We start from the raw sequence: 25,198 nt of genomic DNA, 5'->3' as shown, positions 1-25,198 counted from the left end.
GGCGGGGCCGAGGGCTTCCGGGCGGCTTCCCGGACGGCCGCGCCATGCTGCCATCCGGCCGTACCGTGGCGACATGGGTGTCAGCACGGATGGACCTCGGAGCCCGGTGTCGCCCACCGCGGCAGCCGGGCCGCCGTACGTCCGCCCAAGTGCACCTCGGCGTCAGCCGCGCACTCCCCGAAGCACCATCGACACCGCGGCCTCGGCCACCACCGACGGCTCCTCCGCACCCAGTTCGATCCGGCGCACCGCCGAGTCCACGACCCCCTGCACCAGCATCGCCGCCAGTCGCGGCTCCGCGTGCCCCAGGTCCCGCAACGCGTCGACGATCATCGCGACGAGCCCTCCGTGCGCCGCCCGGATCTTCTCCCGGGCCCCGGCGTCCAGCTCACTCGCGGAGATCGCCACGACGGCCCGGTGCCGCCGGTCCCCCACGAGCGCGAGCTGCGCCCGCACATACGCCTCGGCCTTGGCCTCGGCGCCCTCCACGGCGGCCATCGCCCGCTCGACCTCTGCGGCCCAGACGGGGAAGTCGACCTCGCACAGTTCCTCGACCACGGCGGCCCGGGAGCGGAAGTACTCGTACACGGACGACCGCGCGAGTCCCGTGCGCTCGGCGAGAGCCGGGAACGTCAGCGCCTCCGTCCCGCCCTCCGACAGCAGGGAACGAGCCGCGTCCAGCAGGGCGGCTCGCTGCATCGACCGGTGCTCGGCCACGGAGGCCGCTCGAATCCTTGGCACGTCGACCACTCTACGGACGCGCCACCCCCGGCGGGAGTGCAGCACACCACCCCGTCGACATCAGGCCAGGTCAGCGGCCGAAGGCCGCCAGTTTCGCACGCAGCTGGAGAACGGACTTGGTGTGGATCTGACTCACCCGGCTCTCGGTCACCCCGAGCACGTTGCCGATCTCGGCGAGCGTGAGCCCCTCGTAGTAGTACAGCGTGACCACGGTCTTCTCCCGCTCGGGCAGCGTGTTGATCGCCCGCGCCAGAAACCGCCGCAGCTCCCTGTCCTCGGCCACCTCCACCGGATTGTCGGCGGCGGTGTCCTCCAGCGTGTCCATCAGGCTCAGCCTGTCGCCGCCCTCGCCCCCGACATGCAGCAACTCCTCCAGCGCCACGACGTTGGCGAGCGACAACTGGCTGAAAACCGCATGCAGTTCGTCCACCGCGATGCCCAGCTCGGCCGCCACCTCCCCCTCGTTCGGCGTCCGTCTCAGCCGGGCCTCCAGCGTCGCGTACGCCCGCTCGACGTTGCGCGCCTTCTGCCGCACCGACCGCGGAATCCAGTCCAGCGCCCGCAGTTCGTCGATCATCGCGCCGCGGATCCGCGTGATCGCGTACGTCTCGAACTTGATCTCGCGGTCCACGTCGAACTTCTCGATCGCGTCGATCAGCCCGAACACCCCGGACGAGACGAAGTCCGCCTGCTCGACATTGGGCGGCAGCCCCACGCTCACCCGGCCGGCCACGTATTTCACCAGCGGCGAGTAGTGCAGAATCAGCTGCTCCCGCAGCCGCTCGTCCCCCGTCTCCTTGTACGACCGCCAGAGCTCGTCGAGCGTCGAGGGAGCGGGCGGCCGATCGCTGCCACCGTCGCGGGCGGCTGGGGGGATCGCCGCCCGGTCGGACCCGGAGGTGTGCTGGGGCATTCGTCGCCTTGTGCCGTTCTGCCGTGAAAAGTGGTACGTGGGTGAGCTGTCGCTCCGGTGTGGAGTTGCCGGACTGCGTCTGGGTCCTCGTGAGCGTAGCGTGACTGAAGCGTCGCGGTGTGCGAAGGAGGGGGTGAGTAGCGTGCGCAGAAACGTTCCACGGGGCGCTCCACCGGGGCATGACGCTCGCTCTGCGTGATCACCACGAACAGCCCAACTGCCTGATTTCCCAAGGGCATCGGGATTCCCCCGGACGGCCGAACACGCTCGGTCAACATCCCTGTCGCCCACCGCGAAGGGACGTCATCGCCTGGCGTGTCAACTTCCAGCCATCGCCGTGTCGTTCGACGTGACCGAGTGCTCTGAGTTCGTACAGCCTCACGATCGCGTCGTCCTCGGTCGTCGGCACCTCCCTGGCGATCTCCGCGACTGAGGCCGTCCGGTGTCCGGGCAGCGCGGCCAGGACCTGCCGGGCACCGGGCGGCAGCAGGTCACGCGGCAGCACCGGCCCGCGCCGGGCGGGCGCCAGCTCGCCCATGTCACCGACCAGCTCGACGACCTCTGCCGCGTCGGTGACAAGCGTCGCCTCCCCCCGCAGCAGTTCGTGCACCCCGGCCGACTGCGCGCTGGTGGCCGGCCCGGGTACGCCCATGGTGTGCCGTCCCAGGCGCTGCGCCGCCCGCGCGGTGACGAGCGACCCGCTGCGGAGCGCGGCCTCGACGACCACGGTCCCCCGGGTCAGCGCGGCGATCACGCGGTTGCGCACGATGAACCGGCTGGGCGTCGGATGGTCGCCCGGCGGCAGTTCGCCCACCACCAGCCCCTGCTCGGCGATTCTGCCGATCAGCTGCGTGTGCCCGCGCGGATAGGGCCGGTCGACACCGCAGGCCAGCACGGCGACGGTGGCACCGCCGGCGCCGAGGGCGCCCCGGTGGGCGGCCCCGTCGACTCCGTAGGCGCCGCCCGAGACGACCACCCAGCCCCGCTCGGCGAGGCCCGCGGCGACGGTGACGGCCATGTGGGCGCCGTACTCGGTACAGGCCCGAGCGCCCACCACAGCCACGGACCGCAGCGCCCATATCCGCAGGCCGGCCGGTCCCCGCACCCAGAGCCCCAGGGGCCTGGCGTCCCCGAGGTCGTCGAGCTGCCCGGGCCACTCCGCCGTCCCCGGGCGCACGAACCGCACGCCCGCCGCCCCGGCCACCTCCAGGTCCCGCTCCGGTTCGGCCCGCCGGGCCCGCGCCAGCAGCCCGGACCACCGTTTCTCGCCGACCCCCGCCAAGGGCGGCCCCGCCCCGCGCAACCGCCGCACCACCTCGCCGACCCCCAGCTCACGCACCCACCGCCCGGCCACCTCGTCACCGGGCTCCAGCACCCGGGTCAGGAAGATCCGCCCGAGCAGTTCGTCGCCCGGGGCGCCGGCGTCGGCTGCCTCCGCAGCGCTCATGTCACCACCACTCCCCTCCGCAGCGGTCACTTCACCACCGCTTCCCTCCGCACCGTCCCCCGCGACCCCGTTCCCCTCGCCTCCGGTCACGTCAGCGCCCCGATGGCCATCGGCACGCCGCGCGGCACGCCGGTCCGCAGTTGCAGCGCGAGGGCCACGTCCGTCACGCCGGGCCGGTCGTGCCCCACGAGGTCCGCGACGGTCCAGGCGACCCTCAGGACCCGGTCGAGCCCGCGCGCGGTGAGCGCTCCGCGTTCCAACTGGCGCTCGGCCTCGTCCATCGCTCCGATCTCGGCGTACCAGCGACCGCGCAGATCCTTGCCGGGGACCTCGCTGTTGGTCCGCCAGGGTGTGCCCGCGAAACGGGCGGCCGCCCGCTCCCTGGCGGCGCGCACCCGATCCGCGACGGCCACGGAGGACTCGCCGCGGGTCCCGCGATCGGTGAGTTCGGCCCGCGTGACACGGTCGACCTCGACACGCAGGTCGACGCGGTCCAGCAGCGGACCCGAGAGCCGGGCCTGGTACCGGCGGACCGCGGAGGGCGGGCATTCGCACAGGTCGTCGCGCAAGGAGAAGCGCCCGCACGGACACGGGTTGGCGGCGAGCACCATCAGGAACCTGGCGGGGAACCGCACCACCCCCGCGCTACGGGCGATCACGACCTGCCCCGCCTCCAGGGGCTGCCGCAAGGCGTCGAGGGCCTGACTGCTGAACTCGGGCGTCTCGTCGAGGAACAGCACCCCCCGGTGGGAGAGCGACACGGCGCCGGGGCGGGCGACGCCCGCGCCGCCGCCGACGAGCGCCTGCATGGTGGCCGAGTGGTGCGGGGCGCAGTAGGGCGCGACGTCGATCAGCGGCTTGTCGGGCGGCAGGAGCCCGGCGACCGAGTGCACCGCCGTGACCTCCAGGGACTCCTGCCGGGTGAGCCGGGGCAGAATCCCCGGCAGCCGCTCCGCCAGCATCGTCTTCCCGGCGCCGGGGGGTACACGGTGAAGCATACACAGAGAAGGATCGCCAGATATAAGAAGCCCCGTCACCCGGTACTGGGGGTACCAAGGTGACGGGGCTTCAGTCCGTCCACCCCTTCGCAGGGGAGCCGTCGGACGGACCAGGACGCTAGCGGGAGTGGGGTGGGCCGACCTCACCGGCACTCCCACTCCCGCCGCGCCCTCCACGCGCGACGCACGGGCGCCGCACGCGGGTCTATGTGGGCTTCAGACTCCAGCGACGCGTGGAGGTGAGGCGGAAGCGGTCGTGGGGACGGCCGACGAGAGAGCGGCGGTCAGTCAGGTGCTTTGTCGCCCACTTCCGCGCTTCGTCCTCCGACGTCACGGTCTCGGTCTCCAGGCACTGAGCGCACTCGACGAACAGCTTCTCCGGAAGAGCTGCGATGCCCTCGTCGGGCGCCAGAAGCGGGTACGGGGCGACGCGGGATACGGGTGTCACTTCGCAGCCTCCCCGTGCTCGTGCCGGCGCATCTCGACGGCCCTGTCCGTTGCCTTCGACGGGTTGTAGTTGGGGCTGTGCGGGTGGCTGAAGTCCTGCCACTGCTTGAACAGTGCAAAGCAGGTCTTACAGCCAGGCACGGGCTTCGGCTCCTGGTCCGCCAGTGGGTCAGAAAGCTGGACCTCGTGTTTCCGGGTCAGGGCCATCCGTCACACCCCCGCCCGGCGTCGCTCAGCGGCCGTGGCCGGCTTGACGAATTCCGGGGATACCTCCCACTCACGCCCCCCTCCGATGGGGCGGAGATAGAAGTTCCCGTCCACCACTCCGCGGAATTCCGCGAAGACCTGCCGGGCGGTGTCGAGGACGACCGTTCCGACGGCCGGCAACCTCTGTGTTTTCGGGCGCGCCATGACGCCTCCTAATCCCTGCATGTGATCACCCACTGTGCGCGAGATGGCTAAGCACGAAGTTAGGTGCGATGCGGGACTAGGTTCCACGAAATTCTACGGAGTTCTATGCAACCTCAGTCGAGCGAGTCAATCGCGACTGAGATGAGTGACCGTGCCTGCGATCCGTAGACCGCCAGGGAAGCCATCTCCTCGAATGCGTGCGCATACTGCGCGACTTCACCGGGGGCCGTCACGGTGATCGCGGCCGTCAGGAGTTCGACGTGAACCCGTCCCTCGTCAAAGACGGTGAATGTCTCCAGCGTCCACATCTCCCGCGGTCGGCCGGCTGGGACGATGCCGACGGACACGGAGGGCAGGGCCATGACGCTCAACAGGTAGCCCAACTGTCCTGCCATCGTCGCAGCGTCTCCGACGACGTGGCGGAGGACTGACTCCTCCACGAGGATCCCGAACCGGTGGTTCCCCTTGCGGATGATGTGCGAGCGCTCGACTCGGGCCGATGCTGCGTCGGCAACGTCGTCCGGCGTCCCGTGGACGCGTGCAATGTTCGCCAGGAGGGCTGCGGCGTACTCGTACGTCTGGAGGAACCCCGGGACCACGGTGGAGCTGTAGACGCGGAACTGTCGCGTTCGCTCATACAGCGGGATGCGCGACTCTTGCAGCCGTCGCAATCCAGTGCGCTGAACACGGCGCCACTCCAGATACATGGAGTCCGCGGTCCGGTTGGCTGCCAGGAGATCCGGGATCCGGTCCTCCGCACCACATGCCATGCACCACGCGCGGATGTCGTCGTCTGACGGGGGTGTAGTCGCGCTCTGGAGACGGGAGACCTTCGACGGCTGCCACCCTGCGCGTGCTGCAATCTCCCTACCCGACAGGCCGGCGTCCCGCCGTATCTCGCGGAGCTGCTCCGCGATGGCGCGACGTGCGGCGTCGAGTGCCGTCGATGGGTAGGGAGACTGCATCGTCGGGCGTCGCTCAGATCTCGTAGTCGTCGTGTGGGATGGCGCGTCCCCAGACTGCCTCGAACGCTTCCGCGTGGCGCTTCACGACGTCGGGCGAGTCCTCCATGACGTCTTCGACGAACCGCCCGTCGCCTGCGAACAGACTGAAGCGGATCAGACGACCGTCGAAGATCCAGAGGTCGTTTCCAGGGAGCTGGAGATCCGACGCCAGGCGCCGGGGTAGCCAGCGGACGTCTTCGCCGGCCGCAAGGTTCTGCGGCGTACAGGAGTGCTCGTAGCGGATGTAGTCGCTCACGGGCTCTGATACGACGCGAGCGCGACGCACGGCGACGCCACGGCCCACAGCATCGGCCACAGCCTCGTGGAAGCCGTTCCACCACGACGAGCGGTCGTCGTGGTCGTACTCCCAACCGTCACGCCAGGCGGCGAAGTCGGCGTCCTCCTCCGCCACCCCGTAGACGTCGCGTGTCTCCAGATGAACCGCGGAACGCTGACAGCCTGCGAGCAGCTCAGCGAACGGCGGAACCTTCTGCGACATCGCACGCCTCCCTGATCTGCTGGACCATCCGGACAGGCAGCCTGACGACTGCCTCACTGTCGGGGATCGGACCCGTCGTCAGGCATTGTGCCTGGAGTACCTCGTCCGCCTTCCACCCTTGGAAAACGAACTCCCCCTTCTCCTCGTCGAGCCACACCGTGGGGCAGTGGTCGCCGTTGGTCTCCGGGTCCTTGCCGAATGATCGTAGAGCCATGGTGTCCTCCGTCGTCACGCAGATTGCGCAATGTTCTACGACCATCACGCTCAGGGGTGCGGACGTCAAGAGCGCCTAGAGCCATCCGGCGTGGCGCATGCGAAGGCGCCAACTCCGCCCGTGCGCCTCGGAGCAGAACTGCTTGACGCGTCCCGGTCCTGGCTTCTGCTCAATGGCAGCGCCGCACTGCGGGCACGTGACGTTCTGCTTCTTCGCTGGCTGTCCGAACATGACTTACTCCTCCGAAGTCGAGAGCCCGCGGACCCTGACGGCCCGCGGGAACAAAAAAGGGTCGGCCCCGTGGCGGGACCGACCCTGATGTGTGCGTGGCTGTGCGTTAGATCCAGCGACCTTGATTGAGGTCCCTGGCAATCTCGGTCTCACGGACCTCGATGCGCTTGTCCACGTGTCCCGTGAGTTCCTTGCCGTCGAGCGTCGTCGAGACGTAGACGTTGACGGAGTCAGCGTCGATTCCTCGTCGGCCCTGCGCAGCCTCACGAATCGTGGCCCACTGCTGAGTGGTCATCACCGGCTCCGGCCTCCCGGTGCCGTTCGCTACGACGCTCAGACCGGGCGGGAGGTAGCCCCCGTCGTCGAACCACGTCGGTGCGAGGCGCTCCGCCACGCGACCGCCCAAGGCGTAGCCGCCGGGGCGGTTGTACGCGGCTGGCAGGTTGCCGTACGCAGCCTTCGCGTAGCGCATGGACGCGTAGATGTTGGCGAGAGGGTTCGTCGAGACGCCATAGGAGAACGGGCCGACGTTGCGCATCTTGCCTGCGTACGAACGGAACGTCGGGCCGATGACCTGCATCAGGCCGACCGACGGATAGCCCGCAGCCCAGTTGCTATCCCACTTGTTGACGATCGTGGGGTTACCGCCAGACTCCTGATTCATCCGCCGGAGCGTCAGGTCCGCGTACGACGCAGGGTTGCCCGTCATGCTGAGCGCCTGGAGGACCGTCGGCCGCCACCGGGCGACGCCAGAGCCGCCGTTCCCGCCGGCGTAGCTGCCTCCGCCACCGGCGCCCATGGACGAGACAGCGTCAATGATCTTATCCTTCAGACCACCGGCCATCTTCCCGGGGATCTTTGCGAGCAGCGATCCCAGTCCCCCGACGTCGAGTCGCTCGCGGACCTTATCGAGGACCGGCTTCAGGAGCCGCGCCCAGATCTTCGACGGGTTGGCAATGAGGTCCGCGGCCGTCGAAGCCCAGTCGATGCCCTTGCCGACGACGTCGGAGACGTTGTCCTTCGTCCAGTCCCACGCGGATCCCAGAGCGCCGACGATGCCGCCGTCGGCGAAGGCGGGGATCTCACCGTGCTCGTTCATGTACGCGAGCCGACCGAACCCGATCTTCCGCGCACTGTCGCGCTTAATGACGAATTCGTCGGCCATGAGCAGCGCAGGAATGCTGTCCTTGCCCGGGATCCCTCCGCGGGTACGGCCACCGTCGGCGAACTTCTCGGGAGCTTCGAGGAGCTTGGGTGCCTTCGGGAGCGGATCGAGTCCGACGAATTCGGCGATCTTGTCCCACACAGCCTTGATCCCGCGGGTGTAGACAAAGTCCACGATCCAGTTCACGGGCTTTGCGGCAACGGCGGCGATTGCGTCCCAGGCCGTCTTAATGCTCTTCTTCGCATCCTCGAACGCATCACCCAGGAGTCCGACGGCCGTCTTGATGTTCTTGAATGCGGGCTTCAGCGCCTTGTCGTAAAGCCAGTCGGTCTTTTCCTGGACCCAGTCCCATGCAGGCTTAACCGTGTGGTCATACAGCCACACGAACTGATCTCCGACCCACTTCAGGCCGTCCCAGATGTTTTCCAGGGCAGGCTTCAGTGCCTTGTCCCAGAGCCAGGTTGCCTTACTGGAGATCCAGTCCATAGAAGGCTTGACTGCGTGGTCGTATAGCCAGACGAATTGGTCGCCCACCCACTTGATACCGTCCCACACGAACTTGAAGAACGGCTTCAGGTAGTCTTCCCACGTCGCCTTGGCTAGGTTGCCAATGAACTCGAAGGCGGGTTTGAATGCCACCTCCCACAGCCACATCACGATCGCGCCGAGAATCTGGATCGCTATCCAGATCGGCGTGAACACCAACGTGACCAGCACGGCAAAGAGGATCTTGCCTGCCAGTGCGATGAAGTTGAAGGCGGGCGAGATGGCGTTCTTCCAAAGCCAGACGGCTATTTCGCCGACCTTCTTCATGAACCACCAGATGCCCTCGAACGTGGGCTTCAGGATCTTTTCCCACGTCCACAGGGTGGCAATCTTGATGCCTTCCCACGTCGCGTGAACCGCCTCGCGGAACCAATCCCACTTTTTGTAGGCCAGTACGACGATCGCAATCAGTGCGATGATCCCCACGACAATCAGCCCGATGGGGTTCGCGTACATGGCGGTATTCAGCGCCCAAACTGAAATGGTCCAGAGCTTCGTGGCGATGATCAGTAGCCAGATTCCCTGAACGAGCCACGGCGCGTTTTCGGCAATAGTCGCAACGCCGTCCGCCATCATTCCTAGGAACTTGAGCAGCGGACCGGAGATGGGCGCGAGTGAGTGTGCAATCTCGAAGAAGGCGCGGCCGATGTCGCCGAATGATTCGGCAACCGTCGGACCCATACGACTCGCGTAGTCGAGGAAGCGCTCGAATTCGGGGCTTCCTCGAAGCCCCGTCCCCCAGTTCGCGAAGCGCTTCGTGATGGACTGCATTCGCTCAGAGATGGATTCCATGTGCGGGAAGAAGGCGTCGATTACCCCCGACATGCCCTTGAAGACATTGCCGAAGGATATACCCAGACCGACGATCGCCGGCTTCGCGCTTTCGGTTATGCCCTTTTTGAAGCGCTGCCAGAACGGGCGCTTCATGTCCGCGCTCGCGCGGTCCATGAGTTCGCCGACGGCGTCAGCGGATGTACGGACGAGCGGCGACAGGCCGGGGAGCGCGTTCTTCGCTCCGTCGATCATCCTAGTGAAGATCGGGAGGACGTCGGGCTGTAGCTCCTTCGACCACGCCTTGAAGGCGTCGATCAGACCCTTCGGGCCGGCGATGGAGTCGTACAACTCCCGCTGTGCCGGCGTCAGTTTCGCAAGTGCTTCCCGATACTCGTCCGCCTTCGTGACCGCCTGCGCCGTGGTGTCGATGGACGACAGGCGCGCCGACTCGACTCCCCGCTCTGCGGACTTAATGGACTCTGCTGCCTGGACTTGAACGTCAGCCGCGTTCGTGACGGCGTCGGCAAGACGTCGCTGAGCATCGGCGACAGTCTGTGCGGCATCCACCTGCGCCTGAGCGGCGTCCTGATGGGCCTGCGCGACGGCCTCCGTCTGGTCCTTGACGTTCTGCTGTGCGTCGGCGAGACGGTCCGCGGCTGTCTTGACGTCCTCGTTGCCGTCGACGCCGGCCTTCTTCGCGGCCTCCGCGTCCTTCTGGAGTTGTGCGTAGTCCTTCTGCTGGTCCTTTGCTGCCTGCGCTGCTTGGTCGTACGCAAGCTGCGCCCGCTGCATCTCCAGTTCAGTAGCTGTGCCAGCCTCGTAGGATTCGCGGACGGCGGCGAGTTCGGCCTCCGCCTCCGTCAGCCGGAGAGTGGCCTCTCGCTCGTCGAGCCTCCCGCGCTCCAACTGGTCGTTCAGATCGGAGAGCTGACGGGCGGCGTCCTCGCGCGCCCGGGTGAGGTCTTCCTCCGCCTGGCGCGCCTGACGTTTGGCGTCAAGGAGGGAGCGCTCTGCGCGCTCGATGGCTTGTGCTGCTTGCTCCCGCTGCTCCATGGCTCGCGCGGCTGCCTGGCCTAGGGCGCGTTCGGCGTCCTCCACCTGGCGGTTGGCCTGCGCTATGGAGCGCCCAGCGTTCCGGTGGGCAGCCGCGAGGGACTGCTGAGCGGAGGCCATCTGGAGGGCGGACTGTGCCGCCTTGACGCTGGCAGCCGCAGCATTGTTCGTGGAGTTTGCAGCCTCTTTTTCGGCTGCGCTCTTCGCCTGTATGGCGCTCGTGACGTCCTTGATTGCCGGGACGGCAGCTAGCGCCAGTGCACCGACGCCAGCACCGGCAGCGACGGCCGCGGACGCAATGGCACCAATACCGGCAGCCGCAATGGGGAGCAGCGGGATAGCGGCTACGGCTCCCAGCGCGATGCCGAGTTGCATCAGGGCGCCTTGCGCCTGAGCCGTATTTGCCGTGACACGGATGCGGACGTCGTCGCGGTCCAGGTCATTTACCTGACGCTGCATCTCCGCGAGTTCGGCGCGGGCGGTTGCGATGTCAGAGCGAACCTGGATATTGGGGCTTCTGGCTCCCAATTCCGCAAGCTTGGCGTCGATGGCCTCCAGCTCCGCAAAAGCGGTAGCGGCGTCGATGTCGACACCGATGCGCTTGTTGCTGAGCGACTCCATGCGGCTTCTGATTCGCGCAAGATCCGCGTCAAAACCCGTTGTGCTGAGACGAACGTCGGGACGAGGCAGCGAACGGAACGCAACCTCCAAGCGAGACTTGAACGCTCGCCCAAACGCACCGGCGTTGTCGTTGCCAGCGCGCGTTGACGCCGTTCTCGCGGCGTTTCCGCCGTTGTTGATGGCGTTGGGGATCGTCAAGACGATATGCCGAGACATAGCGTCGCCGAACCGTCGGCCGGCCTCCTCACCCACCCGCTGAGCTGCGGGAAGGGCGATGGCCTTCATCTTGTTATGGAAGTTCGGCGCGATCGGAACGACGTCAACGGCTGCCGATCCGACGATGTCAAGGTCGGCAGCCATCAAACACCACCGTTTGCAGCGTCGTATTCCGACGGGTGCTCACGCAGGTCCAGCAAACGCGCCAAAACGTCGAGGCGTTCCGCCTGACGTTCGACCGTTGGGGAGTGCTCTCTCCGGGCAACGGTCAATGCCGATTCGGTCCAGTCCTTACATGCGGGACTGCAATACGCGAACACCTCCAGCCCTCCGGATTCCGTCATCGCCGGCAAAGGCGCGAAACGGCATCCAGGACGGAGGCACCGCGTTGGATCATGGGTCATTTGATGTCCAGACATGGCAAAGCCCCGACGCGTCCGCCGGGGCTGAATGGTTTTCGGGGCGCTACTCGTCCACGTCAGGCGACGCGTGGGGCCTTCTGAATATCTCGTCGACGCGCACGTACTGAGTTCGCCGAGCGTCGAGCACCTTGCACAGTCGAAGAAGTTCGACCGCCTCCTCCCCGTTCTCGTTTCGGAGCGCCGTGTGAGCACGACGCATGTACACCGAACATTCGGCAGAGCAGAACTTTGATTTCTTCCACCGCCCGTCATCCCGACGTCGGGCCGATCGGGTAAACCGGCATCCCGGCCGACTGCACTTGGCGGTGATCTCGGTCGTGAACACGGTTCCTCCTGGGAATGCGAAGAGCCCCGAGGGATTTGCTCCCCCAGGGCTCCGTTACGTCTATGTGTGGTTTGACCTGCACGTTTACAGAAAGCGTGACACTGAACTTATGCAAAGAAACGGCCCTAGCGCGCCACCCAGACACTCCTAGAAAGCCCCCTGCGGGCGCCTCACGGCCTCTCAGAGGGCCGCCCTCGTTTGATCCCGCGACCTATCTGCGTCGCAGTTACGGGGCGAGGCCCAGCACCTTAACGGCGCGGAAGGGTGCAGGAGGGGATTACCCGGGTGGTGTCTATGCAGGTCAGAGCGTTGCTACGGCTGACGCGTGTGCCATCGTTCGCCCAGCCCGTCGCGCCACACGGGCCGGCTCGTCGGACCGCAGAGCTGTGCGACGCGGGCGCGCAGGTGGCGTGTGCTGTCGTCGAGAGAGAGTGCGTATTCGTCGCGGGCGTCTCGCCAACGGGACCAAGCACGCATCACAGCGTCACCATCGCTGAGCGTCTCCACCTCCGCAGGCGTGAGCCACTCCTCCACGACGGCCGGCGCCAGGAGGCGGGACGGACACGAGTACTGCGCTATCTCACCGGTCCTCGTGTCCACACCGCGTGCCTCGTCGCGCATGCGCTGTGCGCGCTGCTGACGTCGGCTCATCAGTCCGCCCGTACAGCGCCGGGCGCCTCACCGACAACCCAGCGCAGACGCTCCATCGAGGCAGGCGTCAGACCAAGATCGTTCATCAACGCCCTTTGCTCACCTATGAGTTGAGCGCTTGGTCGTCCTCCGCTGAGCACTGTCGACGTGGCGACGACGAGAGCGGCAACCGCGGGGAAGGCGGAGTCTTCCCATACGTCAGCCTGTGGCGACTGCCACAGCTCCCGCCAGTGTTGCTCTTCCGCCTCAGACCACTCCCGCCCCGGCGGGAGCGGGGGTGGATCATCCTGGCATCCGTCGGGCGGAAGGTACGTTACGGGCCTCTCGTCGGGCTTGTGGCGCGAGCGGGGCGCGCCCGGATTGGGCTTCGGCCCTGGCTTCCCGCGGTGCGGCATTGCGCCTCCAATGGGGTGTTGGGTCAATGCTGTTGGTACACTTGCCGCATACGGGTGGGTGAGTACGTCCCCACCTACGGCCGGACCACGCCGGACCCCACGTGGACGCTCGCACAACAGCGAGCCGCAACCGCATTAGTCCGCGGTGGGGTCCAACGTTCCCCACCGCTATCCGCGAAGGATCTTCGGTGGGTTCTTTCCTTCTTAGCGCACTTGTTGCTGGTGTCCTGGCCGGAATGGGGCAGCACATCGCTAACGCTGTATGGCTCCGTGTTCGTCGTAGCTGGGTGTTCCTCCGACGGTGGTGGGCGTCACGCCAGGCTGGCTAGCCCTGTCCTAGCGACGACACGTGGTCCAAGCGGACCTTGTGAGCCTTCGTCGCCACGGTGACCGTGAGGACAGACGGCCACACCGTCGAGCCCTGCGGACCCGTGATCGACGTGTACGTCAGAGTCCCGGCCAGCGTCTGCCCACCGACGAGGTTGACGCTCACGGCCTGGCCAGTCAGCGTCATCGCGTGGTCGCGGACGGCCGACGCGTACTCGTCGAAGAGGAATGTCGAGATCATCGGTTCTCCATGGTGTAGGTCCGCTCCTGGAAGGGATTGGTTCGGCGCTGCTCATCCGGTCGGGGCTCGCGCTGCGGGTGCTTCTGGCGGTATCGCTCAGCGCCGCCGCTCACGGTTCCGGCGCCGGTGCCGACGTCGCCTCCGCGGGGGCCACCGGAGCGTGGCGCGGGAGTCGTTGAGCCGGCGACGCCGAGATCCGCAGCGAATGCCTGTGCGTCGGCCGTCAGCTCCTCCTCCGTGGCTCCTGCCAGTCGGGCGCTCTGCTCCGGCGTCAGGCCGGCGGCGAGTCCGGCGCGCAGGCGGGCGAGTTCGGTTCGGACTTCGGTGAGCTGCTGCTCCGTGGTCGGTTCGCTCATGGTTGCTCCTAGAAGTAGTCGGTGGTCGACGGCTCGCGGTCCGAGTGCGCGGCTTTGGCCGTCGGCTTCTCCGGATTGGGCTGCGAGTAGTCCAGATGGGGAGTGGATGAGTGCTCGTAGGTCTGCGCCGGGCGTGGCTCGCGGACCGGAGCGACGTGCGGCGAGTAGTCGACGACAGGGCCGTCAGCGCCTGCGAAGACGTCGACGAGATCCTTCGCGCCTGCGTCGTCCTGGAGATCTCCGAACGACGTCGGGACGTAGGCCGTCTCGACGCCCGCAAGCCACAGGAGCACCGTTTCCGAGTACCGGCCCGTACGGGTGGCGTCCTGAACGAAGTTGGGGACGTCGTCGAGGGTTCCCCGGACTTCGCCGTAGCCCTGTCGCCTCCATGCCCGAAGTTTCCGACGCTCGTCCGTGTCGTCGGCGCCGGCGATGGACCAGGGACGCGGACCGGGATCCAGCAACTCCCATTGCGCCGCACGGATGTTGCTCAGCTCGTCAACGAGCCTCTGAAGCGTGCTCCACGCCGCCACGACGGCTCCTCCTGCCTTGATGGCAGCGTCCGCGCTCCGCACGTCTCCGAGCGTCTCCGCGGCCGTCCTGGCGTCGCTCAGCACCTCGTCGAGCCTCGTCCCGAGGTGCTCCAGTGCGTCGGACGCGAGTGCCTGCCGTGTGTCGTAGGCCAGAAGCTCCGTCGAGTCCTTCGCCCTCATGCGCGCCAGGCGCTCCGCCTCCCACTCCAGCGCCGATGTGTGCGCCCTCGCGGCGCGCTTGCCCAGATCCGACGGCCAGGAGCCGTCAGCGTGGAACGCGCTCACGGCAGCGTCGATCACTTCGTTGCGGGCGACGTCAGGGGCTACGCCGTGGGGGTGCTCACGAAGACGCGTCTTCGCCTCGTCGAACAGCCGCTCCGTGCGTGCGATGTCCGGCACGGTGGCGAGTGCTGCCGTCAGTTCGGGATTGCTCATGGTGTCCTCTCGTATGACATGGAAAAGGCGACCGACCCGAGTTGGTCAGTCGCCGTGTGGCGCTCTGTAGGCGCCCACTGTGGGGAGTTGCGCATCAGCTCCGTCCGCGCGGCACGGCGCTGACGCTCGCGCTCCCTGACCGGCTCTGGGTTCCGTCGGTAGCGCGTGCGGCGTTGCGAGTTCACGCAGTCCCGGCACACGCGCCGGAGGAAGTCAGCGCAACTGGGATCGACGTGGAAGTTGGCTCGCGTCCGTGGCAGGTATCGCCCGCACTCGGGGCACGGCCGCGCGGAAGCGCTGGGCACGTCAAGGTTCATGGGGTTCTCCGCGTTGGTATCGGGGGTGTCCTTCTCCCTGATCTGGACAAAAAGAAAGCGCCGCCCGCAGGCAGCGCGAAACAAGATTGAAGGTCCGGCGACGGAGCGTCAGGCGTGGAGGTCACGGAGGAGAGAGCGGTACCTCAACACAGCCGGCTCGACGTCGCCGGACCTAGCGCCGCCACGAGAGGGGGAGCGGCGCGGAATGAGGAGCGACGAGGAGGGGGCGACTGAGCGGCGCCCCCTCCACTAGTTATACGAAGGCGTGACATCACGCCGCTTCGTTGCCCCGCTGACGTCGCTTGCGGTCACGGGCGCGCTCGCGGTCCCACGCCTTCTTACAGACCTCTGAGCACAGAGTCCGCCACCTCTGACGCTGGGAGACGGGCCGTCGCTGCTCCCATGGCTGCGAGCAGCGGGCGCACGGGCCGCGCCACACCTTCGTCAGGCCGTCGACGGTGACCACACCACCTGCCGTCTCGTAGGTCGCGGGTTCCCCCACCGTGGCCCTCTGCTGCGCCTGACGCTCCGCGTAGCGTCGGGCTATCTCCGGGTCCACGCGCGTGATCACAGGGGCCTCGAACGGGGGCTCTATGTCCCTCGCGCGCCCTACGGGACGTCGTGGCGGGCGCTCTTCGTCGTTCTCCGATGCCTCGTGCCACTCGCGCCAGTACCGCTCGCTACGCTCCTCCGGGTCCTCGTCGTCGAAGGGGTCGTGCCCCTCCAGCCCTCTCCACGGCGTCGCCACGCCCGGGGAGACGTACGCTCCCCCCTCCTCCAGCTCCCTGACGAAGTGCTCCGCTTCCACCTCCTCGTAGCCGCGCCGCGTGGGACGTCGTGCCGGCCCGCTGAACTCCTCCATGCTCAGTTCCCCTTGTTGTCGGTGATCCCGCGCAACGCGCGCGGGTACACCGTGGTTATGGGGCGCAGACCGTCAGATGTTTGGTGCGCACACACAGGAGTTATGGGGCGGAGCGCGGAGGATGTGACGTCGGAGTGGCGCCTTCGTCGACTCGTCACTCCCCGTCGACGTCAGGCGGGATCGTCCTCCGGCCAGACTGAAGCCAAAGTGCCAAACTGAACCCCAATCCTGAGCCAGCCCTAACACGTTATAGAGCGACTTGGAGAACCCCTTTAGTTTGACACTTTGACTCTAGAAATGACCTAAGTAGACACACTGAGTAGTCGAACGAGTCAAGGTGGTCACTCTCTGGAGTTATCCACAGCAGGCTGTGGATAGCTAGGGCTCTCCTCGACGTGGACGAGGAGGGCCGGACAAACGACGAGGGCCGTCCCGGAGACTCTCCGAAGACGGCCCTTCGTTACTGTCGGTGATGCTCAGGAGACGGGGAGGACGTCGGCCGACGGGTGGAGGACGGGGAGCACGTCCCGACGGATCCCGTCGAGGCAGCCGGCGTGCAGCGGGATCCACGCGTTCCCGCTCTCGACGATCATCAGGTCTTCGGTGTCGTTGTACTCGCCGCACCACGTGCAGGCGGACTCCTCCAGGCACTCCGCGCAGAAGACCTCTCCGCGCTCGTCGACGTACGGCCGCGTGTGGCGCAGCAAAAGCCCGCAGGGGCACTCCGCCACCTCGTCGACCCTGAGCGGCTCGTGGACGTCCACGCCGGCCGCCAGAGCCTCGCCGACGAGGACGAGGGCCGGAGCGTCGAGCATCGACGCGACGCCGCCCGTCAGGTAGAGCGCGGAGTAGCCCGTGACGCGGTGAACCGTGTCCGTCGCCCACACCGCCGGCCGTCCCAACTCGGAGGCGACAGCGTGCGCCAGGGCGCGCAGCGCCTTGCGGTCCGCCGGCGTGTCGGCCGCACCGACGACGAGGGCGACGCCGGGCGTGCCGTCGTCCATCCCGTCCACGCAGGCCGGGTGCGCGAACACCTGGCATCCGTCGACGACGCCCACAGGCACCATGGCGCCTTCCTCGTCGGCGCAGACGAGACAGGCGATGCCGTCGAGCTGAGCCGGGGTGAGGTTTGCGGGGGTGAGGACCGGGGTGGTGGCGTACATTGGAGTCTCCTCTTCTGAGGACGAACGCCCCGTGATGGTCTGCCAGGACTGCGGGGCGTTCGCCGTTCTCCGTGCCGTCTTTGTGGCCACAAAGCTAGACCCGTTGTGGCCACAAGCGCAACCCCTTTGCGTCTTGAGTTTGTGGCCACAAGACGGATACCGTTGGAGCATGGATGTCGAGGAAAGCGACTACGACAAGGCGCGCCGCGTACGCATGCCCGACGACGAGTGGGACCCGTTCCTACAGGCGGCTCAATCAATGCACCCAACAGGGCGAAGTCCGCGCGGGCGCGTGATCAGGGAGTTCGTCCGCTGGTACCTGCGCCGGCCAGGCGCCAGGCTCCCCGAGAGACCCCCTGCGGGCGCGTGGAGCGAGCACCCGCCGCAGACATAGAGGAGCCCCCCGTCACGTTGACGGGGGGCTCTCTCGCGGGTTGCTAGAGCGCTAGCTCTTCTTCCAAGATCTCCGCTAGCCGCGCGGCGTTTGGATCATCCTCGTGCCGTCCGACGGTGACGCGTTCCGGGTCCCACTTGCGACCTCCGTAGGCCGGCTTGACGTCGGCACGGAGGCCAAGGGACAGCAGCAAGAGACGTCGCTCCGCGATGTCCTCCGCTTCTGCCCACATCTCTGCGACAGTCTTACCGGTCGGGACCCACTCCCAGCGTTCGGGTTCCACCGGCTCCGCCTGTAGTTCGTCGAGCGCCTCTTGCCGCGCGTCCAGTTCCTTCATCACAGCGTCGTAGGACGCTCCGCGGAGACCCCCGAGCGCCTTTGCTAGGTGGCTGATGTCTTCGTTCAGCTCCTCCAGCATCGCCGCCCGGTCCCCCGATCCGCCGATGCGCACACGCTCCCTGAACGGGATCGGTCCCAAGTTGGTCAGGAGCCACTCCTCGACGTGCGATTCCAACTGCTTTGCCGTGGCCGTGACGCCAGGGCACGTGCCGTCGTCGCGGTATCGCTTCTCCCGCACCGCGCGACAGGAGTAGACGTCCCGGCGCTTATCCCCGTACTGGCGCGAGTTGTAGTAAAGCGTCTCGTCGCAGTTCGGACACCACGCCACATGTAGGAGGAGCGTGGCCTTCCTCCGCGGTCGCTTAGGGTCCACAGAGGCCGCGTTGAGCGTCCTCTGAAGGGCGAAGAACGTCGCGTCGTCGACGAGTGCCGGACCGACCCTGACGGGCGCTCCTGACTCGTCTCTGACGATCCTCCGGTCCTTCCTCTTTCCTACGACACGTACTCCTCGGAGGACGTCGCTTCGCAGATGCTGATAGAGCGGGGAGTACGTCCATTCGGAGTAGCCAGGTGCCGGGGGAGGGAGTTCTCCGCGCAGCGCCTTTCGGTAGTCGAGGGGCGTGAGGACACCTTCGCGGTTCAGGCGATCAACTTCCTGCGACAGAGTGACGCCGGAAATGACGCGCTTGATGACCTTGCGGAGTTCCGCAGCGGTCTTCTCGTCGACCTCCAGCCGCTTTCCGCCTAGTCCGTCGGGAACAATGCGGTAGCCGTAGGGCGCCGCTCCTCCCAGCCATCGCCCCGCCCTGCGCAGCTCCGCCCGAGAACGCAGGATTCGACTCTGTATCACCTCTCGCTCCATCTGAGCGAAGGCAACCATGATCGTCGTCACGAAGCGTCCGTAAGGGCTGGTGAGGTCGACCTGTCCGTTGACGTCGGCGAGTGTCGTCCCGCCCTTGTCGAGGGTTTCGACAAGGGCTGCGAAGTGGCTCGTGTTGCGCGAGAACCTGTCCAAGCTGCGGCCGACGACCACGTCCACGAGCGGAAGGTTGTCGAGGATGACGCCGAAACCGGGACGCTCCTCCGGGCGGATAGCTCCGGATACTCCGACGTCGTACGTGACAGCGACGACGTCCCACCCGCGGAGCCGGCAGAACGTCCGGCCGTCCTCCTCCTGAGTTGCGATACTCGTGCTGTCGTCAGCGTCGCGCGAGAGACGGCAGGCGATGACGGCACGCAGCCGTCCGGAAGCTGCCTGTGGCGCGCCCCACCCTGCCTCGTACTTGGCCACCAATGGGCCCGGTTGTTGTACGGGTAGCAATGACCCTCCCCTGTCTCGCTCAGTATGCACCCCCTCCGGGCGGGCCCTCCAGGAACAGATGATGTCCGCCGGCGGCGCTGACCTCCACCGCCGTACGCGCCGAGATCTGGCCCACGACATCGGCCAGGTCGTGCCCGTGGTCGTGCTGGGCGGCGCCGGCGCCGTGCATGCCGGTGGCCGCGTGCGCGCCGGGGAGCCGCAGGCCGGCCAGCAGCGGATCGGGGCGGCCGTGCAGGTCGGGTTCCTCCTGCGGCACGGGCTCGTCCGAGAGGACCGCGATGAGCTGGCGCAGACTGCGGACGCCCAGCACGGACACGCCCGGCACGAGTGCCGCCTCGGCGGCCGCGCACTCGGGCACGACCACCTGCTCGTAGCCCGCGTCCGCCGCGGCCAGCACGGCCGGCAGGATGCCGCGCACCGGGCGCACCCGGCCGTCCAGACCGAGCTCCCCGATCATCACGATGTCGGCGAGCACCCGCGGATCGATCCGCTCGCCGGCCCCCAGCACGGCACACGCGACGGCCAGGTCGAACCCGCTGCCGGCCTTCGGCACGGACGCCGGGCTCAGCCCGACCGTGAGCTTTTTCTGCGGCCACTGCGCGCCCGAATTCACGACAGCGGCGCGGACCCGGTCACGGCTCTCCGTCAGGCTCTTGTCGGGCAGCCCGACAAGCGTGAACGCGGCGACGCCCGGTTCCAGGTCGGCCTGGACCTCCACCACGACACCCTCGACGCCGACGAGGGTGACGGCACACGTACGCGCGAAGCCCATCTCAGGCCACCCCTCGCGCGTGCTCGACCACGGCCGCGCCACGATCGGGCAGGACGACGCCGATCAGGTCGATGCGGACGCCGCCGGGTGGGGCGCCGCCGTGCGTGTGGATCCACTGTTCGGCGAGGGCGCGCAGCCGTTCGGCCTTGTCCTGCCGGACCGCGGCCATCGGATGCTGGAAGGGTCCGGCCCGGCGTGTCTTCACCTCGCAGACGACCAGGACGTCCCCGTCCCGCGCCACGATGTCGATCTCACCGGTCCTGCCCGCGCGCCAGTTGCGCTCCAGGACCGTCATCCCGTCCGCCACCAGGCGTCGGGCCGCCAGTTCCTCGCCGTACCTGCCGAGAGCGTCTCGTGCGTTCATGTCGGCACCTCCTTGGGCGCCAACGGTCACGCATCCGCCCTCAAGAAGTGGATCTTGGTGGACCACTCAGCGGTTGTGGACAACTTCGTCACCCACACGAGCGATACGGACCGATTCGAACCACCACGAGCCAAACAGCCGCGAGCCCGACAATCACGAGCCGGACAGCCGCAAGCCGGACAGCCACGAGCAACACCGACACGAACGGCGCACAAGCACGTGAACGCACGCGAGCCAGGCCCGCCCTGCGATCCCTCACCCGCCGGGCAGTTCGAGGTCGCTCTTGTTCAGCTCCTCGATATTCACATCCTTGAATGTGAGGACACGTACCTGCTTCACGAACCGAGCCGGCCGGTACATGTCCCAGACCCAGGCATCCGCCATGGACACCTCGAAGAACACCTCACCCTGGACCGAGTGCACCTGCATCTCGTAGTCGTTGGTGAGGTAGAAACGCCGCTCGGTCTCGATCACGTATTTGAACAGACCGACGACATCGCGGTACTCCCGGTAGAGCTTGAGCTCCATCTCGGTCTCGTACTTCTCGAGGTCCTCGGCGCTCATGGCATGTTCCCCTTCAGCCGTGCGATCCCACCATTGTGCGCCAGTCCCGTGGGCCCCTAGACGATTTCCGTGTCCAGGATCTCCGGATTGGCGGGGGGACCTTCGTCGAGCAGCCTGCGCAGCAGCTCGGCGAGTCTGGTCGGATACACCGTCTCATGAGCCCGGGTCAGATCCTCACAGGTCCACCACCTGGCCCCCACGACACTGCGCCGCTCCAACTCGGTGAGCGCGACCGCCTCCGTCGCCGTCTGGGTGGTGCGGGCCAGGTAGTACCACTCGTCCTGGTCCCAGCGCCGCCCGGCGAACGGGAAGGAGCACAGCCGCCGCCACAGCACCGGGCCGAGCTGGACCTCCGTGATCCCGGTCTCCTCCGCGAGTTCCCGCAGTGCGGCCTCCTCACGGGTCTCCGTGCCCTCCAGGCCACCGCCCGGTGTGAACCACCAGTCGTCCGCCGGGTCCTCCGGCTCATGGCCGTGCAGCAGCAGGATCCGGTCGTCGGGGTCGAGCAGGACGACCCGGGCCACCTTGCGCGCACGGCCGCCGTCGATCTCGTACCCCTCCGTCGCCTCAGCGGGCACCGGCGGGCACCTTCCTCCTCCGGGACCCCAGGAGCTTCGCGACCGGCCCGTACGCGGCGCCGCCCAGCACCAGCGCGGCACCCACCACGATCATGGCGCCCATGGTCCGGAACGGACCCGGCGCCGAGAGGCCGCCGAGGGCCTCGAAACCGGTGGGACGGGCCAGCATGCCGTCGAAGGGGAAGACGACGGCGTCGACCCGGCCGGAGACGTCGTCGCGCGCCACCGTGCCGCTCGCGGCGTCCGTGAGGTGGGCGGTGGAGTCCAGGGAGCCCTGCCGCTCGTCACCGAGCAGGAACAGCCGTCCCTCGGGCACGTTCACCGTGAAGTTCACGTCCTCCGCCGGCTGCCCCTCGGCCAGGTACGGCTCCTCGATCGCCTTGCCGTTCACGGTCAGCCTGCCGTCGCGGCAGCAGGAGACCCGGTCACCGCCGACGGCCACCACCCGCTTGATGAGCGGTGCGTCGCCCCAGGTCGCGTCCTTGAACACGACGACGTCACCGCGGCGCACCTCGGCGCCGTCGACGCGCTGCGCCAGCACCCGGTCACCCGCGTCGATGGTCGGCGTCATGGAGGTGGTGGGCACGGTGTACGGCAGATAGGTCACCGCCGCCCAGCCGAAGCCGCCCAGGAACAGCGCGAGGCCCAGCGCGACCGCCAGCCCGGACAACCGCTGTCCGGTCCGGCCGCCCGCCGGGCCCCTGCTCGTTCCACCACTGTGCGGTGCCGTACGTGTCGTGCTCTCGCCCATGGATCCGCACCCTACCCGGCGGTACCGGACCCGGTCAGCCCTTCGTCCCGCCGGGCCCGACAGCTCCACGAGGACTTCACGCACCTCGGAAGCGCTCCGGTCCGGAGGCGGGATCAGTCGGCCGTACGGCGGCGGCGCCACAGCGCCACCGGCACGACTCCCGCGAGGGCCAGCGCGTTCGGGGCGGCGGTCAGCGCCGGCGCGGCGGACGACCGGTCGTTCAGACCGGGCTGGTCGAAGGTGTCCGGTACGGGGAGCGTGCCCCAGCGGTTGATCGGCCAGGCCTTCACGATGGCGCGTCCGACGACCTTGTCGACCGGGACCATGCCCTTGTTGGCGTCGCCCTGGTTGTAACGCGAGTCGCGGGAGTTCTGCCGGTGGTCGCCCATGACCCAGATGAAGCCCTCGGGGACCTTGACGTTGAACTGGCCGCCCTGGTCGTCCAGGCTGCAGGGGGTGTTGCCGGGGTAGACGTACGACTCGTCCAGCGCCTTGCCGTTGACCTTCACCGGGCCCGTGCCGTTGCACTCGACGGTGTCGCCGCCGACACCGATCACCCGCTTGATCAGGTCCTTCTCCTCGGCGGACGGCATCAGGCCGATCCAGCTGAGGAACGTCTGCAGGGCGTTCGGGTCCAGCGTGGGCTCGCCCGCGAGCCAGTTGTCGGGGTCGTGGAAGACCACGACCTCACCGCGCTCCGGCTCGGAGCCGAACCACGGGGTGAGCTTGTCGACGAGGACGCGGTCGCCCTCCTGCAGGGTGTTCTGCATCGAGTCCGAGGGGATGGAGAACGCCTGCAGCAGGAACGTCTTGATCAGCAGCGCCAGCACCAGCGCGATACCGATCAGGATCGGCAACTCCTTCCAGAAGGAGCGCTGCTTCTTCGGCTGCTTGGGGTCGGAGCCCTCCGGCCCGTGCTCCCCGGTCTGGCTCTGTTCGTCCGTCACCGTGCCGTCCTCGGCCCTTCGGCCATCATTCCCGGGGTTCACAGCGCGGGCCGCGGCCTGGGGGCCCGCTTCCACGGGGCGTCCGCGGTGCTCCTCGCCATCGTGTCCGGACCGTGCGCCAACCGCCACATCCCCCACGCCTGCTCCTCACTCTGTGCCGCCGCCCGCGCCACGCCAGACGCAGGCCCACCACTCCCATAACGAGCGGGAGTTCCGCAGGGGTCGGGAGGTGGATCGTTCCGTTCGGATCGTCGGGGGCAACCCTATGCGACGGCCGGGGGGCCGCGGTCGACCCGGATGCCGAGTCGGCCACGGAAGCGTAGGTATTCGGTTCGTTCAGCGTGGTCCAGTGGCCCAGCGGCCAGGCGATCACGACGGCCCGGCCGACGACCTCGTCCTCGGAGACGGTGCCGCCGTAGTCGGTGTCCTGGTGGGAACGGGAGTCCGCGGAGTTGGACCGGTGGTCGCCCATCACCCACAGCCGGCCCTGCGGCACCGTGATGTCGAACGGGGTCGCGGACGGCTCGTTGCCCGGGTACAGGTAGTCCTCGTTCAGGGGGACACCGTTGACCGTGACGCGCCCCTGCACGTCACAGCACTGCACCCGGTCACCGCCGACGCCGACGACCCGCTTGATCAGGTCCTTCTCGTTCTCGGACGGCAGCAGGCCGATGAAGGTGAGCCCCGCCTTGACCTGCTTGACGACGACGGGGTCGTCCTTCTTCTGCGTCGGCTGCTCGTCCTGGAGCCAGCCTCCGGGGTCCTTGAAGACCACGACGTCGCCGCGCTCGGGCCTGGTGCCGAACCACGGGGTGAGCTTGTCGACCAGGACCCGGTCACCGATCTGGATCGTCTGCTCCATGGAGCCGGACGGGATCACGAACGCCTGGACGAGGAAGGTCTTCAGTACGAGGGCTATCAGTACGGCCACACCGACGAGGAGCGGTATCTCCTTCACGGCGGAACGGCGCCGGCGCCGCTTCACCTTCCGCTGGAGCTTGCGCCGCTCGGCGCGGGTGCGCCCGCTCCCGACCGCCGCGGTCGTACGCCGGGTGCCGGTGGGCAGCAGGTTCTCGGCGGCACTGACGGGCGCTCCGCGCGGCCTGCCACGGTTACCCATGTCCACCGTCCGCCGCGGGCACGCGCGCGTAGGCGCCGCTGCGGTCCAGGTGGGTGGCGTGGCCGAGGGGCCAGACGATCCAGTCCGCCCGGCCGATGACGCCGTCGACGGGGATCATGCCGCCGCCGGGCGAGCCGAGGTGGTCGCGGGAGTCGCTGGAGGCGCTGCGGTGGTCGCCGAGGACGAACAGGGTGCCGCCGGGTACGACGACGTCGAAGGCCACCGTGGAGGCGCCGTCGCCGGGGTACAGGAAGGTCGACTCGTCGACGGACCGGCCGTTCACCTGGAGCCTCCCCTCCTTGTCGCAGCAGACCACGTGATCTCCGCCCACGCCGACGACGCGTTTCACGTAGTCGGCGTTCCCGAAGTATCCGGTTCCGTCGAAGACGACCACGTCACCACGTCGCGGCTGAGCACCGAAACGGTACGCCAACTTGTTTACGAGAACGCGGTCGCCGATCCTCAATTCCGGTTCCATCGATCCACTGGGAATCCGGAACGGCTGCGCCACGAAGGTGTTGAGCAGCAGGGTGAAGACCAGGCATACCAGCACGGACAGGGTGATCCGTCCGCCCGGTACCCACTCGGCGACCCGCTCCACCAACGCGGAGCGCGACCGGCCCTCCGGCCCCCCTGTGTCCGAGATCTCCTCGGGCAGGGAAGGGCGGGAGGAGCGGTCGCGCTCCGTCTGCTGTGCTTCGGTGTCCATCGGGGCCAGATGCTATCCGGCCCCGACCGGAA

Annotated in this window: 23 protein-coding genes and 2 pseudogenes; all 25 read right to left on the bottom strand. The window is 67.8% G+C overall.

Features of this window, described 5'->3' with window-relative positions:
• Window positions 1-162 precede the first annotated feature (162 nt).
• A complete protein-coding gene (locus tag ACWCPM_RS12585; RefSeq protein ID WP_450976120.1) occupies window positions 163-717 on the bottom strand; it encodes a TetR/AcrR family transcriptional regulator in 555 nt (184 codons plus the stop codon).
• Window positions 718-811: 94 nt separating this feature from the next.
• Window positions 812-1,654, bottom strand: a complete 843-nt coding sequence (whiG, locus tag ACWCPM_RS12580; protein WP_450976114.1) for an RNA polymerase sigma factor WhiG — start codon at window positions 1,652-1,654, stop codon at window positions 812-814.
• Between the two features lie 271 nt (window positions 1,655-1,925).
• A complete protein-coding gene (gene dprA / locus ACWCPM_RS12575) occupies window positions 1,926-3,101 on the bottom strand; it encodes a DNA-processing protein DprA (protein WP_450976113.1) in 1,176 nt (391 codons plus the stop codon).
• Between the two features lie 86 nt (window positions 3,102-3,187).
• Window positions 3,188-4,084 (bottom strand): annotated as a pseudogene (locus tag ACWCPM_RS12570) (ATP-binding protein); the annotation flags it as partial.
• Between the two features lie 220 nt (window positions 4,085-4,304).
• The gene (locus ACWCPM_RS12565; RefSeq protein WP_450976112.1) at window positions 4,305-4,547 is read right to left on the bottom strand and encodes a DUF7848 domain-containing protein; all 243 of its coding nucleotides are present in this window, start codon (window positions 4,545-4,547) and stop codon (window positions 4,305-4,307) included.
• On the bottom strand, window positions 4,544-4,687 hold the full coding sequence (locus ACWCPM_RS12560) for a hypothetical protein (RefSeq protein ID WP_450976111.1): 144 nt from the start codon (window positions 4,685-4,687) through the stop codon (window positions 4,544-4,546). The genes ACWCPM_RS12565 and ACWCPM_RS12560 overlap by 4 nt, the downstream gene beginning before the upstream one ends.
• Window positions 4,688-5,070: 383 nt before the next feature.
• Window positions 5,071-5,922 carry a helix-turn-helix domain-containing protein gene (locus ACWCPM_RS12555; protein ID WP_450976110.1) on the bottom strand — a complete coding sequence of 284 codons (852 nt, stop codon included), beginning with the start codon at window positions 5,920-5,922 and terminating at the stop codon, window positions 5,071-5,073.
• Window positions 5,923-5,935: 13 nt separating this feature from the next.
• Entirely contained in the window at window positions 5,936-6,460 is a 525-nt protein-coding gene (locus ACWCPM_RS12550) for a DUF6879 family protein (protein ID WP_450976109.1), read from the bottom strand.
• On the bottom strand, window positions 6,432-6,674 hold the full coding sequence (locus tag ACWCPM_RS12545) for a hypothetical protein (RefSeq protein ID WP_450976108.1): 243 nt from the start codon (window positions 6,672-6,674) through the stop codon (window positions 6,432-6,434). The genes ACWCPM_RS12550 and ACWCPM_RS12545 overlap by 29 nt, the downstream gene beginning before the upstream one ends.
• A gap of 337 nt (window positions 6,675-7,011) precedes the next feature.
• Window positions 7,012-11,424: a peptidoglycan DD-metalloendopeptidase family protein gene (locus tag ACWCPM_RS12540; RefSeq protein WP_450976107.1), complete on the bottom strand. Its 4,413-nt coding sequence runs from the start codon at window positions 11,422-11,424 to the stop codon at window positions 7,012-7,014.
• Between the two features lie 1,253 nt (window positions 11,425-12,677).
• Window positions 12,678-13,073, bottom strand: coding sequence for a phage terminase small subunit (locus ACWCPM_RS12535; protein WP_450976106.1), 396 nt, complete (start codon window positions 13,071-13,073; stop codon window positions 12,678-12,680).
• 325 nt (window positions 13,074-13,398) lie between these two features.
• Complete coding sequence (locus tag ACWCPM_RS12530; protein ID WP_450976105.1) at window positions 13,399-13,641, bottom strand: hypothetical protein; 243 nt, start codon at window positions 13,639-13,641, stop codon at window positions 13,399-13,401.
• Window positions 13,638-13,997: a hypothetical protein gene (locus ACWCPM_RS12525; RefSeq protein WP_450976104.1), complete on the bottom strand. Its 360-nt coding sequence runs from the start codon at window positions 13,995-13,997 to the stop codon at window positions 13,638-13,640. The genes ACWCPM_RS12530 and ACWCPM_RS12525 overlap by 4 nt, the downstream gene beginning before the upstream one ends.
• A gap of 8 nt (window positions 13,998-14,005) precedes the next feature.
• Window positions 14,006-14,929 carry a hypothetical protein gene (locus ACWCPM_RS12520; RefSeq protein ID WP_450976103.1) on the bottom strand — a complete coding sequence of 308 codons (924 nt, stop codon included), beginning with the start codon at window positions 14,927-14,929 and terminating at the stop codon, window positions 14,006-14,008.
• 624 nt (window positions 14,930-15,553) lie between these two features.
• Window positions 15,554-16,144 carry a hypothetical protein gene (locus ACWCPM_RS12515; protein ID WP_450976102.1) on the bottom strand — a complete coding sequence of 197 codons (591 nt, stop codon included), beginning with the start codon at window positions 16,142-16,144 and terminating at the stop codon, window positions 15,554-15,556.
• Window positions 16,145-16,620: 476 nt separating this feature from the next.
• Window positions 16,621-17,307: a hypothetical protein gene (locus tag ACWCPM_RS12510; protein ID WP_450976101.1), complete on the bottom strand. Its 687-nt coding sequence runs from the start codon at window positions 17,305-17,307 to the stop codon at window positions 16,621-16,623.
• A 437-nt stretch (window positions 17,308-17,744) separates the two neighbouring features.
• Window positions 17,745-19,331 carry a recombinase family protein gene (locus tag ACWCPM_RS12505; RefSeq protein ID WP_450976100.1) on the bottom strand — a complete coding sequence of 529 codons (1,587 nt, stop codon included), beginning with the start codon at window positions 19,329-19,331 and terminating at the stop codon, window positions 17,745-17,747.
• 58 nt (window positions 19,332-19,389) lie between these two features.
• Window positions 19,390-20,133: pseudogene (locus ACWCPM_RS12500) on the bottom strand (magnesium chelatase domain-containing protein); the annotation flags it as partial.
• Between the two features lies 1 nt (window position 20,134).
• Window positions 20,135-20,527 (bottom strand): YraN family protein, encoded by a 393-nt coding sequence (locus ACWCPM_RS12495; RefSeq protein WP_450976099.1) that lies wholly within the window; start codon window positions 20,525-20,527, stop codon window positions 20,135-20,137.
• A 225-nt stretch (window positions 20,528-20,752) separates the two neighbouring features.
• A complete protein-coding gene (locus ACWCPM_RS12490; protein ID WP_003965949.1) occupies window positions 20,753-21,061 on the bottom strand; it encodes a DUF2469 domain-containing protein in 309 nt (102 codons plus the stop codon).
• 56 nt (window positions 21,062-21,117) lie between these two features.
• Window positions 21,118-21,639 (bottom strand): NUDIX hydrolase, encoded by a 522-nt coding sequence (locus tag ACWCPM_RS12485; protein WP_450976098.1) that lies wholly within the window; start codon window positions 21,637-21,639, stop codon window positions 21,118-21,120.
• Window positions 21,629-22,390 carry a signal peptidase I gene (gene lepB / locus ACWCPM_RS12480; RefSeq protein ID WP_450976097.1) on the bottom strand — a complete coding sequence of 254 codons (762 nt, stop codon included), beginning with the start codon at window positions 22,388-22,390 and terminating at the stop codon, window positions 21,629-21,631. Before lepB (ACWCPM_RS12480) ends, ACWCPM_RS12485 begins: the two co-directional genes overlap by 11 nt.
• Window positions 22,391-22,503: 113 nt before the next feature.
• Window positions 22,504-23,475 (bottom strand): signal peptidase I, encoded by a 972-nt coding sequence (gene lepB, locus ACWCPM_RS12475; RefSeq protein ID WP_450976096.1) that lies wholly within the window; start codon window positions 23,473-23,475, stop codon window positions 22,504-22,506.
• On the bottom strand, window positions 23,363-24,457 hold the full coding sequence (gene lepB / locus ACWCPM_RS12470) for a signal peptidase I (protein ID WP_450976095.1): 1,095 nt from the start codon (window positions 24,455-24,457) through the stop codon (window positions 23,363-23,365). The genes lepB (ACWCPM_RS12475) and lepB (ACWCPM_RS12470) overlap by 113 nt, the downstream gene beginning before the upstream one ends.
• A complete protein-coding gene (gene lepB, locus ACWCPM_RS12465) occupies window positions 24,450-25,166 on the bottom strand; it encodes a signal peptidase I (protein WP_450976094.1) in 717 nt (238 codons plus the stop codon). Before lepB (ACWCPM_RS12465) ends, lepB (ACWCPM_RS12470) begins: the two co-directional genes overlap by 8 nt.
• Window positions 25,167-25,198 lie beyond the last annotated feature (32 nt).

The organism is Streptomyces sp. NPDC002309, from assembly GCF_053593375.1.
This window is presented reverse-complemented; position numbering and strand designations above follow the sequence as displayed.

Excerpts from the sequence above, each read along its gene's own strand:
- lepB (WP_450976094.1), bottom strand. The coding sequence starts at position 25,166 with ATGGACACCGAAGCACAGCAGACGGAGCGCGACCGCTCCTCCCGCCCT.
- ACWCPM_RS12555 (WP_450976110.1), bottom strand. The coding sequence starts at position 5,922 with ATGCAGTCTCCCTACCCATCGACGGCACTCGACGCCGCACGTCGCGCC.
- ACWCPM_RS12490 (WP_003965949.1), bottom strand. The coding sequence starts at position 21,061 with ATGAGCGCCGAGGACCTCGAGAAGTACGAGACCGAGATGGAGCTCAAG.
- ACWCPM_RS12510 (WP_450976101.1), bottom strand. The coding sequence starts at position 17,307 with ATGTACGCCACCACCCCGGTCCTCACCCCCGCAAACCTCACCCCGGCT.
- ACWCPM_RS12550 (WP_450976109.1), bottom strand. The coding sequence starts at position 6,460 with ATGTCGCAGAAGGTTCCGCCGTTCGCTGAGCTGCTCGCAGGCTGTCAG.
- lepB (WP_450976095.1), bottom strand. The coding sequence starts at position 24,457 with ATGGGTAACCGTGGCAGGCCGCGCGGAGCGCCCGTCAGTGCCGCCGAG.
- ACWCPM_RS12545 (WP_450976108.1), bottom strand. The coding sequence starts at position 6,674 with ATGGCTCTACGATCATTCGGCAAGGACCCGGAGACCAACGGCGACCAC.
- ACWCPM_RS12515 (WP_450976102.1), bottom strand. The coding sequence starts at position 16,144 with ATGGAGGAGTTCAGCGGGCCGGCACGACGTCCCACGCGGCGCGGCTAC.
- ACWCPM_RS12525 (WP_450976104.1), bottom strand. The coding sequence starts at position 13,997 with ATGAGCGAACCGACCACGGAGCAGCAGCTCACCGAAGTCCGAACCGAA.
- ACWCPM_RS12540 (WP_450976107.1), bottom strand. The coding sequence starts at position 11,424 with ATGGCTGCCGACCTTGACATCGTCGGATCGGCAGCCGTTGACGTCGTT.
- dprA (WP_450976113.1), bottom strand. The coding sequence starts at position 3,101 with ATGAGCGCTGCGGAGGCAGCCGACGCCGGCGCCCCGGGCGACGAACTG.
- ACWCPM_RS12530 (WP_450976105.1), bottom strand. The coding sequence starts at position 13,641 with ATGATCTCGACATTCCTCTTCGACGAGTACGCGTCGGCCGTCCGCGAC.
- ACWCPM_RS12535 (WP_450976106.1), bottom strand. The coding sequence starts at position 13,073 with ATGCCGCACCGCGGGAAGCCAGGGCCGAAGCCCAATCCGGGCGCGCCC.
- lepB (WP_450976097.1), bottom strand. The coding sequence starts at position 22,390 with ATGGGCGAGAGCACGACACGTACGGCACCGCACAGTGGTGGAACGAGC.
- whiG (WP_450976114.1), bottom strand. The coding sequence starts at position 1,654 with ATGCCCCAGCACACCTCCGGGTCCGACCGGGCGGCGATCCCCCCAGCC.